This window comes from Citricoccus sp. NPDC055426 (assembly GCF_040677445.1).
GTDB lineage: Bacteria > Actinomycetota > Actinomycetes > Actinomycetales > Micrococcaceae > Citricoccus.
In genome coordinates this window covers 442,013-458,616 of the sequence record NZ_JBFARZ010000001.1, presented here as the reverse complement: position 1 = coordinate 458,616, position 16,604 = coordinate 442,013, and the positions used below count along the sequence as shown (strand labels likewise).

The 16,604-nt window shown below is 69.2% G+C and carries 15 protein-coding genes and 2 pseudogenes; 12 read left to right on the top strand and 5 right to left on the bottom strand.

The features are described 5' to 3' along the window. The first annotated feature begins 50 nt into the window (after positions 1-50). The 5 genes from AB0K08_RS02115 (at position 51) to AB0K08_RS02095 (ending at position 5,893) form a co-directional block, all read left to right on the top strand. The gene (locus AB0K08_RS02115; protein WP_363351168.1) at positions 51-1,190 is read left to right on the top strand and encodes an FAD-dependent monooxygenase; all 1,140 of its coding nucleotides are present in this window, start codon (positions 51-53) and stop codon (positions 1,188-1,190) included. Further along, positions 1,187-2,236 (top strand): amidohydrolase family protein, encoded by a 1,050-nt coding sequence (locus AB0K08_RS02110; protein WP_363351166.1) that lies wholly within the window; start codon positions 1,187-1,189, stop codon positions 2,234-2,236. The genes AB0K08_RS02115 and AB0K08_RS02110 overlap by 4 nt, the downstream gene beginning before the upstream one ends. Next, positions 2,233-3,219, top strand: a complete 987-nt coding sequence (locus tag AB0K08_RS02105; protein ID WP_363351164.1) for a fumarylacetoacetate hydrolase family protein — start codon at positions 2,233-2,235, stop codon at positions 3,217-3,219. Before AB0K08_RS02110 ends, AB0K08_RS02105 begins: the two co-directional genes overlap by 4 nt. A gap of 74 nt (positions 3,220-3,293) precedes the next feature. Further along, positions 3,294-5,000 carry a dihydroxy-acid dehydratase gene (locus AB0K08_RS02100; RefSeq protein WP_363351162.1) on the top strand — a complete coding sequence of 569 codons (1,707 nt, stop codon included), beginning with the start codon at positions 3,294-3,296 and terminating at the stop codon, positions 4,998-5,000. After that, positions 4,997-5,893, top strand: coding sequence for an NAD(P)-dependent oxidoreductase (locus AB0K08_RS02095; protein ID WP_363351161.1), 897 nt, complete (start codon positions 4,997-4,999; stop codon positions 5,891-5,893). Before AB0K08_RS02100 ends, AB0K08_RS02095 begins: the two co-directional genes overlap by 4 nt. A 13-nt stretch (positions 5,894-5,906) precedes the next feature. On the opposite strand, the gene AB0K08_RS02090 is transcribed toward AB0K08_RS02095, so the two are convergent. Then, positions 5,907-6,998 (bottom strand): aminotransferase class V-fold PLP-dependent enzyme, encoded by a 1,092-nt coding sequence (locus AB0K08_RS02090; RefSeq protein ID WP_363351159.1) that lies wholly within the window; start codon positions 6,996-6,998, stop codon positions 5,907-5,909. A 253-nt stretch (positions 6,999-7,251) separates the two neighbouring features. Here AB0K08_RS02090 and AB0K08_RS02085 point away from each other — a divergent pair, with 253 nt between their 5' ends. Next, positions 7,252-7,644, top strand: a complete 393-nt coding sequence (locus AB0K08_RS02085) for a RidA family protein (RefSeq protein WP_363351157.1) — start codon at positions 7,252-7,254, stop codon at positions 7,642-7,644. A gap of 8 nt (positions 7,645-7,652) precedes the next feature. Next, entirely contained in the window at positions 7,653-8,750 is a 1,098-nt protein-coding gene (locus AB0K08_RS02080; protein WP_363351155.1) for an aminotransferase class V-fold PLP-dependent enzyme, read from the top strand. Between the two features lie 64 nt (positions 8,751-8,814). Here the strand turns inward: AB0K08_RS02080 and AB0K08_RS02075 are convergent, their stop codons facing one another. Beyond that, a complete protein-coding gene (locus AB0K08_RS02075) occupies positions 8,815-10,041 on the bottom strand; it encodes an MFS transporter (RefSeq protein ID WP_363351153.1) in 1,227 nt (408 codons plus the stop codon). Positions 10,042-10,339: 298 nt separating this feature from the next. Here AB0K08_RS02075 and AB0K08_RS02070 point away from each other — a divergent pair, with 298 nt between their 5' ends. From AB0K08_RS02070 to AB0K08_RS02060, 3 genes and pseudogenes are all read left to right on the top strand, one after another. Continuing rightward, positions 10,340-10,897: a hypothetical protein gene (locus tag AB0K08_RS02070; protein WP_363351151.1), complete on the top strand. Its 558-nt coding sequence runs from the start codon at positions 10,340-10,342 to the stop codon at positions 10,895-10,897. Next, positions 10,897-11,343, top strand: a complete 447-nt coding sequence (locus tag AB0K08_RS02065; protein ID WP_363351844.1) for an RES family NAD+ phosphorylase — start codon at positions 10,897-10,899, stop codon at positions 11,341-11,343. The genes AB0K08_RS02070 and AB0K08_RS02065 overlap by 1 nt, the downstream gene beginning before the upstream one ends. Continuing rightward, positions 11,340-11,798, top strand: a pseudogene (locus AB0K08_RS02060) (hypothetical protein). Before AB0K08_RS02065 ends, AB0K08_RS02060 begins: the two are co-directional and overlap by 4 nt. A 58-nt stretch (positions 11,799-11,856) precedes the next feature. Here AB0K08_RS02060 and istB read toward each other — a convergent pair. Both istB and istA read right to left on the bottom strand, forming a co-directional pair. Then, positions 11,857-12,621: pseudogene (gene istB, locus AB0K08_RS02055) on the bottom strand (IS21-like element helper ATPase IstB). A gap of 35 nt (positions 12,622-12,656) precedes the next feature. After that, positions 12,657-14,207 carry an IS21 family transposase gene (istA, locus tag AB0K08_RS02050; protein ID WP_363351149.1) on the bottom strand — a complete coding sequence of 517 codons (1,551 nt, stop codon included), beginning with the start codon at positions 14,205-14,207 and terminating at the stop codon, positions 12,657-12,659. 198 nt (positions 14,208-14,405) lie between these two features. Here istA and AB0K08_RS02045 point away from each other — a divergent pair, with 198 nt between their 5' ends. Both AB0K08_RS02045 and AB0K08_RS02040 read left to right on the top strand, forming a co-directional pair. Next, on the top strand, positions 14,406-14,585 hold the full coding sequence (locus AB0K08_RS02045; RefSeq protein ID WP_363351147.1) for a hypothetical protein: 180 nt from the start codon (positions 14,406-14,408) through the stop codon (positions 14,583-14,585). A 58-nt stretch (positions 14,586-14,643) separates the two neighbouring features. Beyond that, the gene (locus tag AB0K08_RS02040) at positions 14,644-14,787 is read left to right on the top strand and encodes a hypothetical protein (RefSeq protein ID WP_363351145.1); all 144 of its coding nucleotides are present in this window, start codon (positions 14,644-14,646) and stop codon (positions 14,785-14,787) included. A gap of 176 nt (positions 14,788-14,963) precedes the next feature. Here the strand turns inward: AB0K08_RS02040 and AB0K08_RS02035 are convergent, their stop codons facing one another. After that, positions 14,964-16,598 carry a DUF726 domain-containing protein gene (locus tag AB0K08_RS02035; protein WP_363351143.1) on the bottom strand — a complete coding sequence of 545 codons (1,635 nt, stop codon included), beginning with the start codon at positions 16,596-16,598 and terminating at the stop codon, positions 14,964-14,966. Positions 16,599-16,604: the final 6 nt, after the last annotated feature.

Sequence of the window (16,604 nt, the reverse complement as noted above, 5' to 3'; positions counted from 1 at the left end):
TTCTCCCCCCGGCATCACCAGGCCCATTGAGGCAGAGAGAGGTACTGATCATGACCGCAGTGAACAGGGTCGCCGTCGTCGGCACCGGAGTGAGCGGACTGGCCGCGGCCATCCAACTGGCCCGGGCCGGCGTCGTGGTGGAGGTCTTCGAGGCGAACGCCGAACTGAGCGCCCTGGGTTCGGGGATCTCGCTGCAGGGCAACGCCCTGCGCGCGTTCGCGGAGCTGGGCGTGTGGGAGGAGGCCAGCGCGGCCGGGTTCCCCTTCGACGGGATGGGGATGCGGGCCCCCGGCCCGCAGGCCCCGGTGATCGCCCGCCGGGAGGAGGGCGAGGATCCGGCGTCCGGGTTGCCCTCCGCCATGGGGATGCCGCGGGCGGACCTCACCCGCATCCTGCACGATCACGCCGTCCGGGCCGGCGCCACCGTCCGGTTCGGGCAGCGGGTGACCGGCGTGAACGTGACCGAGGACCACGCCGAGTTGCTCCTGGAGTCGGGACCGGCGGGCCGCTACGACCTGGTGATCGGAGCCGATGGCCTGCACTCGACCGTGCGCACGGCCCTGGGCATCTCGGCCGAGCCCGAGCACACCGGAATGGGGATCTGGCGGGCCTTCGTCTCCCGGCCGGCCGAGGTCCAGTTCACGGAGCTGTACTACGGCGGGCCCTGCTACATCGCCGGGTACACCCCCACCGGCCAGGACTCCATGTACGCGTTCCTGGTGTCCGATGCGGGGGACCATTTCGGTGCCACCGCCGAGGAGGGCGCCGCCGCCATGATCGAGCAGAGCCGGGCCTACGGCGGGCCCTGGGACCAGGTGCGGGCCGATCTGGCCGCCGGGAACGCGCAGGTGAACTACACCTGGTTCACCCAGCATGTGGTCCCCGGCCGGTGGAACCGCGGCCGCGCGGTGATCATCGGGGACGCCGCGCACTCCTGCCCGCCCACCATCGCCCAGGGAGCGGCGCAGGGGTTGGAGGACGCCCTGGTCCTCACGGAGCTGCTCGTGGAACGCGCGGCCCTGGACGAGGACCTGTGGGAGGAGTTCCATGCCCGCCGCGTGGAGCGGGCCACCGCCATCGTGGACGCCTCCGTGCAGTTGGCCGAATGGCAGCGGGACGGCCAGGATCACTCCGCGGACGTGCCGGGGCTGCTCGGCGGCGTGGCCCAGCGAGTGGCGGTGCGGGCATGATCGTCGATGTGCACGCCCACGTGCTGCTGCCCTCCCTGCATGAGGAGGTCGTCCGCCGGGCCCCGGAGGGCGTGGCCGCGGCCGCCGAGCTGGACCACCGCCGCAACGGGGCGGCCAGCCAGCAGGTGTCCGGCCCCATGGTGGCCGCCCGGATCCCCCGGCTCATCGACGTGGCCGAGCGGCTGCGGATCATGGACGAGCAGGGGGTGGACCGCCAGTGGGTGAGCGCCTCCCCCAACCACTACTACCCCTGGGCTGAGGAGGACCTCGCCGTGTGGGCCTGCACGGAGGCGAACCGGCTGATCGCCGAGCACGTGGCCCAGGCGCCGGAGCGGCTCACCGGGCTCGGCCTGGTGCCGCTGCAGTGGCCCGAGCGCGCCCGGCAGCTGCTGGAGGACGCCGTGCTCGGCCGCGGACTGCTCGGGGTGGAGATCTCCTCCGCCGCCGGGGACGTGGAGCTCTCGGACCCACGACTGGAACCGTTCTGGGCGCGGGCCGCCGAACTCGGCTGCCCGGTGTTCGTGCACCCCTTCGGCTGCACGCTCGATGAACGCCTGGACCGGTTCTACCTGGTCAACACGGTGGGCCAGCCGGTGGAAAACGCGGTCGCGCTGTCCCACCTGATCTTCGGTGGCGTGCTGGACCGCCACCCGGGCCTGCGGGTGGTGGCCGCCCACGGCGGCGGGTACCTGCCCACGGCGATCGGGCGCTCGGACCACGCGTGGCGGGTCCGTCCGGATGCCCAAGGCTGCGAGCACCCGCCCTCGCACTACCTGACGCGGATCTGGTTCGACACCGTGGTGCACGATCCCCGTGCCCTGCAGCAGCTGATCGAGGTGGCCGGGCACTCCCAGGTGTTGATGGGCAGCGACTATCCCTTTGACATGGGCAGCGAGGACCCGGTCGGATTCCTCCGCACGGCCGGGTTGGATCCCGAGATCGAACGCGCGGTGCTCGGCGGCAACGCCACCGAGCTGGAGACGCCGCAGACCGCCGCACTGCACAGCGCAGCACGGCAGGAGACAGCAGAAGGAGGGAAGCGATGAGGATCGCACGCTGGACGCACGGTGACACCCACGGCGAGGGCTTCGTGATCGAGGACGCGGTGGTGCCGTTCCCCGAGGGGGCCACGGTGCGCGAGGTCCTGGCGGCCGGGCTGGCGGCCGCGGCCGACCTCCACGGCCGGGCCGACCCAGCCGACGGCGTCCCGCTGACCGAGGTCACCCTGCTGGCGCCCCTGGTGCCCGCGGCGGTGCGCGACTTCGCCGTCTTCGAGGAGCACGTGGAGGGCATGAGCGCCGATGCGAATGGTGACCCCCAGGTGGGAGAGGCCTGGTACGAGTCCCCCACCTTCTACTTCACCAACCCGCACCAGATCTTCGGCACCGGCCAGACGATCACTCCCCCGGCCACCGAACGGCTCGACTTCGAGCTCGAGATCGCCGTGGTGGTCGGCGGGGTGGACGGGCGTCCCGGCACCGACCTCGGCGTGGACGAGGCCGCCGAGCACGTGTTCGGCTACCTGATCATGAACGACTGGTCCGCCCGGGACATCCAGGCCGCCGAGATGCGCGGCCATCTGGGCCCGGCCAAGGGCAAGGACTTCGCCACCTCGCTCGGACCGTGGATCGTCACCGCGGACGAGATGGCGCCCTTCCTGGACGACGAGGGCTTCCTGGCCGTCCGGGCCGAGGTGTACGTCAACGACGAGCTCATCGGGGCGGACCTGGTCGCCAACATGGCCTGGACCTTCCCCGAGCTGCTCGTCTACTCCTCCCGGGCCTCCCGCGTGGTTCCCGGGGACGTCCTCGGCTCCGGGACCGTGGGCAACGGCGGCTGCCTGGGCGAGCTCTGGGGCAAGGCCGGCGGTGACCTGGTCCCGCCGCCGCTGCAGGAGGGGGACGTGGTCCGCATGGCCGTCGAGGGACTCGGCGAGCTGACCGGGACCGTGGGGGCCTCCCGTGCGCCGCATCCGCTGCCGCCCGCCCGGTCCCGCCCGGCGCCACGCGCCCGGCACCGGCGGGACTGAGCGGCCCGCCCTGTATCGTCCTGCCCAGCACCACCCTTCACGGTGGAGGGGTGGCTGACCGGCGAGGAGCACCCATGTCACAAGAGGGAATCAACCGCGGAGGCGGGGCCCTGTTCCGCGGGGACACCCAGGACGGGCTGCTGCACCGGGCGTTCCTGCGCGGTGCGGGATTCTCGGCCGAGGACGTCCGCCGCTCGCCGGTGATCGGCATCGCCAACACCGCCAGCGAGCTCAACCCCTGCAATGCCGGGCTGGACGAGCTCGCGGCCGAGGTGAAGGCAGGGGTCCGGGCCGCCGGGGGCCAGCCCCTGGAGTTCCCCACGATCTCGATCTCCGAGCCCTTCTCCCGCCCCTCGTCCATGTACCTGCGCAACCTGATGTCCATGGATGTGGAGGAGATGGTCCGCGCCTCCCCCCTCGACGGCGTGGTGCTGCTGGGCGGCTGCGACAAGACCATCCCCGCCCAGATCATGGGGGCGCTCAGCGCCGGGGTGCCCGCCATGGTGGTGGCCGCCGGGCCGCGCCCCGTCTCCTGCTTCGGGGCGAACCGTGAGTTCACCGTGGATGACGTCTGGCCGCTGTGCGAACAGCGGCGGGTCGGAGAGCTCGACGACGGCGCCTGGATGGCGCTGGAGGGCAGCGTCAACGTGGGGGTCGGCACCTGCAACGTGATGGGCACGGCCACCACCATGGCGGCGGTGGCCGAGGTGCTGGGCTTCGCCCTGCCGGGCTCGACGCTGCCGGCGGCGGCCAGCGCGTCTCGCCGCGCGCTGGCGCGCTTGACCGGGGAGGCGATCGTGGCCGCCGTCGGGCGTGGGCAGCTGCCCACCGAGCTGGTGACGCTGGAGTCCCTGGAAAACGCGTTCCGGGCCATCACGGCGATGGGCGGCTCCACCAATGCCGTCATCCACCTGGAGGCGATCGCCGGGCGCGCCGGACTGCGGATCGGGCTCGAGCGGCTGGACGAGTGGTCCCGGACCACCCCGGTGCTGGCCGACGTCCGGCCCGGTGGACGTTACCTACTGGAGCACCTGGACCAGGCCGGCGGCGTGCCGGAGGTGCTGCGGCGGCTCGGCGACAGGATCCACGGCGAGGCCCCGGCGGCCGGTGGCCGTACCTGGGGCGAGGTCCTGGACGCCACGCCCCCGCCGGAGGGCCACCCTGCGTTGCGCACCGCGCAGGACCCGGTGGCACCGCGCGGTGCCCTGCGGCTGATGCGCGGCACCCTCGCCCCGGACGGCTGCGTCATGAAGCTGGCCGCGGACGCCCCGGCCCGGCACCGGGCCCGCGTGGTGGTATTCGACGGGCTTCAGGACCTGCACGCCCGGATCGACGACTCGGAGCTGGACGTGGAGGCCTCCACCATCCTGGTACTGCGCGGCCTCGGCATGGTCGGGGCCCCGGGGATGCCGGAGGTCGGCCACCTGCCCATCCCCGCGAAGCTGCACCGCCAGGGGGTGCGGGACATGGTGCGGATCTCCGATGCCCGGATGAGCGGCACCTCCACCGGGTCCGTGGTGCTGCACGTCAGCCCGGAGTCCGCGGTCGGCGGGCCGCTGGCCCGGTTACGCACCGGAGACGAGGTGGTGATCGACGCCGGCACCGGCGAGCTCAACCACTGCGTGCCCGAGAAGGAGTTCGCCGCCCGGGCACCGGTGGCGCCCCCGCCCGTGCCGGCGCGGGGCTTCGCCCGGCTGCAGGCCCAGCACGCGCTGCAGCCGCACGAGGGGTGCGACCTGGACTTCCTGGTCGCACCGTCGGTGGGGTCGGAGGGATCATGACCGCGCTGGGGTTCATCGGCGCCGGCGCCATGGGCGAGCCCATGGCCCGTCGCCTGCAGCAGTCCGGCCACGACGTGCTGGTCTGGGCGCGCCGCCCCGAACGGGCTCGGGAGCTTCAGGAGGCCGGGCTGGGCACCGGGACGCTTCAAGAGGTGCTCGGCCGCCCGGTGCTGGTCAGTTGCCTGCTGGACACGGCGGCGGTGCGGGAGGTCTACCTCGACGGCGGCCCGGGCTCCTCCGCGCTGCAGGCCGGGCTGGTGATCGAGCACGCGACGATCGACCCGGGCGTCTCCCGGGAGGTCGCCTCGTCCTTGGCGGCGCGGGGCATCCACTACGTGGACGCTCCGGTGTCCGGCGGACCGGCGGGGGCCGCGGACGGCACCCTCGTGACGATGTGCGGCGGCACCGAGGAGGCTCTGGCCGCAGCCCGTCCGTTCCTTGAGGCCACGTGCGCCCGGATCGTGCCCGTGGGTGGGCCAGGGTCCGGGGTAGCCATCAAGCTGGTGAACCAGCTGCTCGTCGCGGCCCACTCGGTGGCCGCGGCGGAGGCGGCGGCCCTGGTGCGGGTTCTGGGGATCGACCCCGAGGTGGCGCTGGACGCCCTGATGGGCGGCTGGGCCGCGTCACGCCGCCTGGAGCTGCAGTTCACCGACGGGGTGCGGGGCCAGAATGCCCCGGACGGGGCCGGCCTGGAGAAGTTCCTCGAAGTGTTGGACCTGGTGGACGAGGCCCTGGACGGGGCGGGGATCTCCAGTGCCCTGATGCCGGGTGTCCGGCGCACCTGGGAGGCCGCGGCCGCAACGCACCCCGAGGATTCCTTCGCGGCACTGACGGAGGCCTACGGCCACGAGCCGGAGGGCACACCTGAGGGACGGGGGCCGGGGAGAGGCTGAGCCGGCCCGGGGGTCACCGGGGCGTGGCCAGGGTGTCGGCCAGTGCCTCGGCGAAGCGCGCGATGTCCTCGGAGGTGTTGTAGAAGTGCGGGGAGACGAGGAGCCGTCCGGCCTTGTCGGACGCCGAGACCTTGCGCTGCTGCAGCTCGCGCGCGACCGCCGCGGAGTCGCCCACGTCCTCAAGGGCGACGATCCCCGCCCGCGCATCACGCGGCGTGATCGATCCGACCCCGATCCCTTCCAGCGCGGTGAAGACCTCGCCGGCGAGCTGGTCGACGCGGGCGTAGATGTTCGACCAGCCGAGGCCATCCAGGTATTCGAGCGTCGCGTCCAGGACGTACAGGCCCGGGAAGTTCGGCGCAGCGTAGTTGAACGAGGTGCTGGGCGCCGGATTAACATAGCTGCGGAAGATCGGCGTGAGCGCCTCCCGGGCGCGTTCGCGGAAGACACCGACCGCGGTGCCGAAGCCGGACATCAGCCACTTGAAGACCCCGGCGCCGTAGACGTCCACGTAGCTCAGGTCCACGGGCACCGCGCCAAGCGCCTGGATCCCGTCCACCACCAGTAGGGCGTCCACGTCCCGGCACGCACGGCCCAGGCGGTTCAGGTCCAGCATCGTCCCGGTCCACGGATGCACGTGCGACACCGAGACGATCCGGGTGCGCGGCGTGATCGCCTCGAGCACCTGCTGCTCACGCCGGCTGGGCGCCGTCGGCTGGACGCGCACGATGTCCACGCCCGCGGCTTCAGCGTTCGACCACGGGAGGACGTTGCAGGGGTAGTCGTCCGCGAGCACCACGATCTCGTCCCCGCGGTGCCAGGCCACACTGTTCGCGGCGAGGTTGATGACCTCGCTGGTGTTGCGGAAGAACTCGACGTCCTCCTCCGGCACCCCCAACAGCCGAGCGGCCCGCTGCCTCGCACCCTGGAGGGGACGGTGCCACCTCGGCTGCGCATCGCACCCGAGCAGCGCCACGTCGCGGTAGTACTGACCGGCTGCATCCGCCGCACCGGGGAAGGCGAGGCCCGCCCCCGCGGACTGGAGGTAGACCCATCCTTCGCGATAGGCGAAATCACGCGCGACGCTTGCCGACCAGGTATCCACGGTTAGTCTCCTTTTCCAGACACACTTGACGTGTTCCACACGGGCGTCAACGCCCGTTTCGTGGGACGGAAATATCCCGTGACTCTCGGAAGACCATCGGTCCTTTTCCGCCCCATGGAATCGGAATGTGGACGCGTCCTGGACCTGACTAGCGTGGGGAAATCCGCCTCCAGCCGACCTCCGGCGAGGGGCGTAGCGATCACGGTCGCCGTCACGGGTGACACCTGACCACGAACCACTGAAGGAGAGGGACATGAGACGAGAGATTCGCGCCGAGAAGGTCCATGAGCCGCTCGGTCACTACACCGACGCGGTGCAGTTCGGGGAACTGCTCTACTTGTCGGGGTGCGGCCCGACCGGCATGAACCATGAGGTGGTCGGGGGTGACGACATCGACGCCCAGGCCCGCCAGGTCTACCTGAACATCGGCAACATACTGGAGGCCGCCGGGGCGCGCGCCCAGGATGTCCTGTCTGTGACGACCTACCTCACCGACGCCGCCGACGCTCGTGCGGTCGACGGCGCCAAGCGCGAGTTCTTCGGAGAGGCACGCACCGCGAGCGCCACGGTCATCGTGGCCGATCTGCTGGTGCCCGGCGCCAGGGTCGAGGTGCAGGCGGTCGCGCGCATCCCCTCCGAACGCTGAGCGCGGGGATGACGGGGCTCGACGACGGCCGGCTGGCCGGAATCCGCGCGGACTTCCCCTATCTGGCCGATCGCGCCTACCTCAACTCCGCGGGGGCCGGGTTGGCCTGGCGGGGGCAGTCGGCCGCGGCGGCCGCCTACTACGACGACGTCGCCAGCAGGGGCGCGGACGGCCAGCGCCTGTGGATGGACCTGGGTGCCCGGGCCCGGGAGCGCGTGGCGAGACTCCTCGGGGTCCCCGTGGAGGATGCGAACTTCTTCCGCAACACCACGGAGGTGATCAACCTCGCCGCCCTCAGCGTCGACTGGCGCGCCGACGACGAAGTCGTCGTCGCCGCCGACGAGTTCCCCTCCGTGGCGTGGCCGTGGGTGCGGGCGGAGGCGACCGGCGGCCGCGTCGTCCGGGTCGACCCGGGGGCGGAGTCCCAGCGCGAGGACCGGCTCCTGGCGGCGATCACGACGCGGACCCGGGTGGTCGCGGTCTCGCACGTGAACACGGTGACGGGCACCCGGCTCGATCTCGACCGGTTGGGACGGGCGTGCCGCGAGGTCGACGCCCTGCTCGTGGTGGACGGCATCCAGGCGCTGGGGGCGATCCCCGTCGGCCTCACCCACGTGGACGTCTATGCCGCCGGGGTGTTCAAATGGCTGCTGTCCAGCTTCGGCACCGGGATCGGGGTGTTCCGGGAGCGGGCACGGGAGATGCTCACCCCGGCCTACCGCGGCTATCGGAACAGGCCCCCGAGCACCGACTTCGGCTACGCCGATCCGAACTATCCAGGCCTGTACGTCCTGGACGCCACGCTGGAGTTCCTCGGCGGAGTGGGATGGCCCGTGATCCATGGCCGTGTGGAGGACCTGACGCGGCGGGCGGCGGATGCGGTCCGCGCGCTCGGGATCGAACCGATCACCCCGGCGGATGCGCAGGCCGGGATCGTCAGTTTCACCGTCGAGGATCCCACCGCCATCACGGCCGAGTTGCTGCGCGGCGGCGTCCACGTGGTGGAGAAGATGGACACCATCCGCGTCTCCCCGCACTTCTACAACACGAGTGCCGACGTGGATCGATTCGCCGAGGCGCTCGGGGTCGCGCTGGCCGACCGGTGACGCGAGAGGCTCACGGCCCAGCGGGGCAGCCCGGCGATCTCCTGGGCCACGTCTCATCACCTGCTCAGCGCGCGGGGTGGAGTTCGTCGTCGATGTATCCCGGACGGCTCGCCCGGAAACCGGTGATGGCCATGAGCACTGTTCCGGCAACCAGCAGCAACAGGATGAGGGACCACTGGCCGCTGAGGTCGTAGAGGATGCCGACGAACAGCGGGCCCGCCGCCGCCACGAAGTAGCCGAACGGCTGGACGAACCCGGACAACCGGGCGGTGACCAGCGCGGTCCGACTCCGGGCAGTGATCAGGGCCAGTGCCGTGGGGAAGCAGAACCCTCCGAGCCCGAGCAGCACGGCCCACAGCAACGGCATCGTCTGCGGAGCGAGGTATAGCCCCAGGTAACCCGCAGCGGCCAGCGCGGAGAACAGCACGGGGAACAGGGTCAGGTTGCGCAAGCGGTTGATGAGGAACGGCATGACCAGGCCACCGATGATGTTCAGCCCCCCGATCAGGGCCAGGGCCACCGCACCGACCGAGGCCGATGCCCCGCTGTCGATGTAGATCTTCGGCAGCCACCCCATCTGGACGTAGGCGTTCATGGACTGCAGACCGAAGAACGCCATGAGGAACACGGCCGTCGGCGCCCGCCACAGTGAAACGCCCGAACCGCTGGGCGCTCCGCCGCCGATGGGTTCATCCGGGCCGCCGGGCGCGTCCGCCGCCACGCCGACCGACGGGAAGTCGACGCCGGTGCGTGCTGTCACGAGCATCCAGACGACTACCTGTACGGCGGCGATGGAGGCCCAGACGAACAGCGCCCACTGCCAGGCGTCGACTCCGTGGAAGGGCAATGCGCTCAAGGGTCCGATCGCGCCCGAGACACCGAGGAAGGAGGTGTAGACGGTCATCAGAGCCACGGTGCGGTGCCGGCCGTGGTTCTTGATCCAGGCAGGCAGGAGGACGTTGGCCAGCGCGATCCCCGCAACCACCAACGCGGTGAGGATGATGAACACCCAGAACTGCCCCACCCAGGGGCGTGCCGCCAGGCCGATGAGGGTGAGGACCATGCCGGCCGTCAGCGCCCCGCTCAGTCCCAGCCGTCGCGCCACGGGGACCGCAGCGAGGCCCATCAGGGCGAAGAACAACCCCGGGATGGCCGTGATGACCCCCGCCATCCAGCCGGCGGCACCGAAGGCACCCAGGACCTCGCCGAGCACGGGGCCCAGCGAGGCGATCCCGGCCCGCAGGTTGATGGACGCGAACAGGACGGCGATGAACGCCAGCAGGATGGGCACCGTCCCCAGGGTCCGGCGTGTGGACGGGGTGTCCGACCGGTCTGGGAGAGGGAAGAATCGCACGGAACCTTCTTTCGGATCAGGACGTCGCGCGCTGCCCCGGGCGCAGGCGGACAGATTCCAGTCTCCCACCCGCGCTCGGCCGTCCACGCTCGAGGGTGACGGGCACAGACCGAAGAAATGAAGCTGTCACGTTCAATTTTCTTGGCTATAGGGCGTCCTCCTCGCCCGTGGTGCCTCCCCAAGCGACGAATCCGACGATATGGTTTAGCGTAAGAACCGATGGAACGAGGAGTTCATGTCGGCCGCAGCCAATGAAGATCCCGGCAGCAGTCCGCTGATCGAGGCCCAAGGCGATGCTGAGGTCGTCCACCAGGTGTTGCTGATCCGTCAGGCGAAGCGCGTCCTCGGCGACACGCTGGCGACGTTGCCGACCCAGGTGACGCGAGAGGCCGCTGATCGTGGGCAGGCCACCGAGAACGCCTGGCGGGACATCGACCGCGAGTTTGGCCTGCCCAGCTCCGCCGAGGTGGCGCACGCGGTGGGCAAGTCAGGACGGTCCTATGCCTCGGACCGGCGCAAGGCAGGCCAGCTGTTGGCCGTCCGCCGGGGCGGGCACTACTCCTTCCCTGCGTTCCAGCTGGATGAGTCCGGCCCCCGCCCGGTTATCGAGCAACTGGCCTTGGAGGCGGAGCATCTTCAGGTCCGTGAACCCTCGGTGTTGTTGTGGTTGGCGACGCCGAGCACGTGGTGGGACGGTCTCGGCTCTGAGGCCGCGGACCGACCCGTCGACCACCTCGATGAACCCGAGCAGATCCTGGACGCCTTCCGCAGTTCGTTTGGTGTCGACTGGTGATGCTCACGCCCGACGGGGACTCTGTCGATCCGTTGATCGAGACCCTGCCGGCCGGGTCCACGCTGTACCGCGTGCACAGCACGGTCTACTCTGCAGCGACCTTCCACCCGGGGTCCGCACCGGCCCGCCCCAGTGCCCGCTTCTCCTTCTTCGGCGATCCGCCGGTACCGACCCTCTATGCAGCCGAAACGGTGGACGCCGCCCTCAACGAGACCATCCTGCGCGAGATCCCGTTACGGGGAGGCGCCATCCTGTTGGACCAGATCGAAGCCCTGGCTCTCTCCCCCCGGATCATCCAGCGGGACGTGCGGCTGCTCCAGCTCCACGGCCATGGGTTCCGGCACGTCAAAGCGGCACCCGCCGAGCTCACCCTCTCCTCGCCGTTCTCGGGGAGAAGGGCTTCCCTCCACAACAGGCCTTCTCCTTCTCGCGACAGTCCTGGATAAAGTGGCTCGGTCACATCGACGGCATGTCGGACTTTTTGTCAGAGCTGCCCGAATCGTTGGACCGCCTGACCACAGCCGAGATCGCCAAGAGTTCCTTGCGGGAGTTTCCAGCCGGCGCGTTTGTTGCGGCCATGATCTGGGGTTACGGACAAGCTGGCAACGGTCCATAACGCACGGCTTACGTCTTGACTGGGTCTAGAGAACACCAGGGCGCCCCGCTCTCTCCCGAGAATGTCGGTCGCCTCGCGCACGCTGCTCGCCTCGCTCAGGAATCCGGTGCCGGATCGGGTTACCGGTACCTCATCAATCGTCCTGGGAAGCTCCCTGGACTAGGGCCCGCCTTCTTCACTAAATGGCTCTATTTCGTCACCACACAAGACGGAAGAAACTCACAGGGAACTGCACCAGTCTTGGTGTCAAGGGACACCGGGACTTCCCTGTGGGCGGACTTCTGATCTCCCTGCCGGCGGACACGTTATCTCCCTGTCTGCGGACAACTGACCTCCCTGCCGATCAGGTCAGGGGTTTGACCCCGCGTCCGGCGGTTGCCTCGGCATGACGTAGCGAGGCGCCCTCGGTGACGATGACGTGAGCGTGATGCAGCAGCCGGTCCACGGCCGCGGTGGCCAGGGTGGTCGGCATGAACGAATCAAAGCCAGACGGGTGGATATTGCTGGTCACTGCCAGGCTGCGGCGTTCGTAGGTGGCGTCCACGAGTCAGTAGAACGCCTCAGCAGCGGCCTGCCCGGTGGGGAGCATGCCGATGTCATCAACGACGACGAGTTCGGCGCGGGTGATCCTGGCCAGAACCTTGCTCGTCGACCCGTCGACGGCGGCCCGGCCGATCGCGGTGGTGAGGGATTCCAGGGTGAACCACGAGACCCGCATCCCGGCATCGATGACCCGGTGAGCCAAGGCCTCCACGAAATGGGTCTTGCCCGTGCCGGAGGGACCGGTGACGGCCAGGTTCTCCCCGCGGTGAACCCATTCCAAGGCGGCCAGGGCCGACTGGGTTGGAGCCGGGATCGAGGAATCGGCCTCGTGCCAGGAGTCGAAGGTCTTGCCGGCCGGCAGCCCGGCGGCCTTGCGACGGGCGGCTTTGGTGGCCTCGTCCCGTCCCCGGATCTCCTCGGCCAGCAGTACGCGGAGCACCTCGGTGGGGTCCCACCGTTGGGCCTTGGCCGTGGCCAGCACCTCGGGGGCCACGGCCCGCAGGTGGGGCATCCGCACCCGCTTGAGGACCTCGGTGAGGTCTTCGGGCAACGGCGGCGCCGGCATCACTGAGGAGGCAGTGGGCGTTGTGATGGTTGATCTCACGCGGTGGGTTCCTTGCTGGTCGTGGTGAATCCGGCCCAGGTGCTGGTACCGGGCTGGGCAGAATGGGCTTCGTCGGCGACGACGAGCTCGGCCGGGCTGGCTCCGGTGGCCTGGTGGTCCACGATCGAGGCGAGGTCGGCCTCGTCGAACCGGCCAGCTGTCGCGGCGACCCCGAGGGCGGCGTCGACCTTCTCGGCGCCGACCAGGGCGGCCAGTTGCACTGCGGCGGTCATCTTCGCCCGGATCCTGGCCGTCCCGACGGCCGAGGCCTCCACCAGCCAGGAGTGGGCACCGGCGCCGAGGTCCAGGAACTCCTGCTCCGCGGCGCTGCGGGGGCGGGGCCGCGGCGGCTGGGGTGCCCCCTCGGGGTCCTGCGGGTGGTCCGGATAATGGGCCAGATCGATCCTCGGGTTGCCCGGAGTCGCCAACCGGTGGCGGGCGACCTCCACCAGCCCACGACGTCCCCCGGCCCACGATGGGGTCACCGGCAGGGCGTCGAGATCAGCGACGACCACCAGCTCGGAACCGGCCGCCCGCACCCAGACCTCGGCCCCGACCAGTCCCGGCGGGGTGGAGTACCGCACCGAGCCGAACCGGATGGTTTGGTCGTTGTTGACGACCCGGGTCGTCCCGAGCGCCATGGTGTGCGGGGCGGCCGGCAGCACGTGCAGCCGGGCCCGCTCCTCGACCAGGGCATCCGCCGGCACCCTGGCGGACTCGCGGTGCCGGCGCGCGTTGACCTTGGCCGTGAACGCATCACAGGCGGCCTCGAGCTCGGCGAAACAGGCGTACTGGGCGCGCAGGTTGGCCTCGGTGGGCACCAGGTCGGCCTTGGCGATCTTGACCGTGGCCTCCGTGCCGCCCTTCGACTCCGGATCATACGGGACACAGGTATGGACCTGGGTGCCGTAGTGCCGGGCGACCTCGACGACCTGTGGGTGGCGCACCGGCACCCCGGCCACGTGGTCCACGGTCACGGTCTTCGGGTTGTCGGTCAGCACGTAGCTCGGGGCTCCACCGATCTGGCGCAGGGTCGCATCCAGGCACGCGATCAGGCTCGGCAGGGTCTGGTCCCACACCGGGATCACCACCCGGTACCTGGACCAGGCCAGCCAGGCGCAGAACAGCCACGTCCGCCGCAGGGCCCCGTCCGGGCCAGGCACGCGCGGGCCCTCGCCCCAGTCGAACTGAAGCCAGACCCCTGGCTCCGTGATCCACGGCCGGTAGGTGCGCAGGTTTCCGGCCCGCCACGCAGCCTTCACCTCGGCCACCGCCCTGCGGGTGGTCCGCTCGACGCCGGTGAAGCCCAAACCGACGAGCCGGCCGTGGATGACGTCGGCGCGGGCCTTGCCCTTGGAGCGCTCGACCCATTCCTCGATCTTCGGCAGGAACTGGTCGATCATCCGCGGACGCCGCCCCGACCCAGTCACCGGCCGTCCAGCGTCCCGGGCTGCAACGTACCGGCGGATGGTCTTCGGATCCACCCTCGCCAGCTGTGCGGCCGAGTGCGCGCTGCCCGTGGCGTCGTAGGCCTCAAGAATTTCCATGATCTCCCTGTCAGACGTCTTCGTGCGTCCCTCCGGTGGAATCGGCTCGTGGTGGTCAGAGACCTTGAGCAAACCCCGGAGGGATGTCTTTGGGTGGACCGACACGACCGGCCCGGTGGCCACGGACAGGGAGATCAGTTGTCCGTCAGCAGGGAAGTCCTTGTCCGTCTACAAGGAGATGGGCATGTCCGCTAGCACTTGGACCAGCTGATTATCCGCTGGCTGAGATCCAAGGCTTCAATACACTTGAAACCCGCTCGCACTGCCGAATACGAGCGATACATTGAAACCCTCCAGCGTTGGGGCATGCCATACGGATTGGCTCCTGCTGACGTCGAGGAACGCATCTTCCGCTTGATCAGAAATAATGGGTCGTAACTAGCGCAGTTCCGAGGTTAGGCACAGGTGTCAGCCAGAACAGGAATCGCATTTTCCGATGGCCGGCAAGATCACGCCGCAAGTCGGGCAAGCCGTGGTTCGTCGCGGCTTCGGCCGCTGCCTGCGGAGCGGCACCGTCTCATCCTGCGACTTCGAAGCCTTGCGTCGTCGTTTTGGTAGGTATGTCCATTCCAGTTGCTGACGCTCTCGCCACTCATCACCGTCGCCGTAGGTGTCTTCCACCCGGCGGCCTCGCCATTCACGACCGCCATCTGCCCGAGCTTTTCCCGCATCCCCAGTGAGATTTCTGGCTCCGCGTTTACCGCGCACGACCGGACCCGCCTACCGCTTCCACTGGGTCGAGGAGGCTTCGATACATCAGAGTGACGCGTCTTCCAGACGAACGTGGGAGTGATAGCCGTGGTGAGATTTGACGAGTCCAGAGACATCGATGTTCTTCAATCGGTCCACCACTGGCACGAATCCGCTGAATCCGGCAGGGATTTGACCGCCTTGCGCGGCTGGGTAGACGAGTTTAAGGATGGGGTCGTTCTTGGAGTGATAGTTGTACACCGCGTCATCGACTGTCGCCGTCAGCGAGTTCCAGTCACTCTTGGCACCGATGGCCGGCCCCAGCAAGTGCGCTGCGTGAACCCGCGGCGCCCCAGGTTTGGTGCCTAGAGTCTGGGCCGCGACCACCATTGCTCGCGCGCCAAGGCTGTGTCCGATCAGTACATACGAGTCTTCGTCAGTTCGCGCCAAGAGGTCGGCGAGAACGACACCAGTCTTATCTGCACGATTCTTGGCGACGTGCCAGGGGTTCTTGGCTAGGTCCGCAGCGACCAGAGCGGGCGCGACAGCGTTGACCTTCAACGCAGCTGATTTGGCCGCCTTGACAGCGACATTCTTGACGGCCGCCATCCCGAGGTAGCCTGCAGCCCCACCACCGCCGAGAAGCGCCAAGTGTCTGAGTTCTCTGGCGCCCCAATGGACGCGATAGACGGGTGAGTCCGGATACCGACGGGTGACGATGTCCTTCCACTCGCCCCAGCCCTTCCCACTCTCACTGAGGAAGCCGTTGCACACCACCACGGGAATGCCGGTGCCGCCTTTGAGCATTTCGATGTGAAAGGACTTGTCCTGTCGCACGTAGGCGTTCATGATCGATGCCCCCAAGCTTCCACCGAGGGCGGCTCCCAGTCCAGCGACCACGTAGGTGCCACCGACCATTCCTAAACCTCCAGCAGCCAGGGAGCCCCCACCCAGTAGTGCCAGACCGAAGCTGCTGGCAGCCGCGCCCGAGAAGCCGCCGACTGCTGCTCCAACAGCTCCACCGATGACGGAAGCCCCGTAATATGCGAGTGGCGTCGCCAAGGCCACACCTGCTCCAGCCAATCCCACGGCCTTCGCAGTACGGGCCAGATTGGGCTTGTCGTAAGTGAGGAACTCCGCATACTCGTTGAGCGCGGCCAGCTTGCCGTCCGCCTTGGCGAAACCAGGGATGTCATGTCGATGCTCGGCACAGTAGGGCTGCATTTTCAGAGCAGCCCGATCGCGCACCGCCATATTCTTGCACCCGATTCCGGAGCAGGACCACGTCGGCGTCCCACATCCATTGCAGAGGTACGCCGGCAATTGGCCCACAGAACGTCTCACTTTGCGGTGTCCGTGTTGTTCGATGCAGGCAGAACACCATCCGAGCTTCTGTTCGTCCGACAGATCGGCCGCCAAGTCGGCAACCCACTCGGTGACCCTCCTCGCTTCCTCGGCACGCTTTTCAGCGTTTTTCTGCTGCTCCCGGTCCGGCAAGTCGACGGCCTGGTATCTCGACAGTGCGTAAGCCCAAGCATGGTCCACCAGAAACCCATGGGTTCCGAGTCCGGTCTTCTCAAACTGAGGAATCGGGTCGGTCGCCGCTCCAGCCATAATAAGGGGCTCCCCCTTCGGCGGAGTGACCACACACTCGAGTCGGTCTCCGTTGAGGACCCTTGAAACCACCTTTGACGATGCCATGGATGA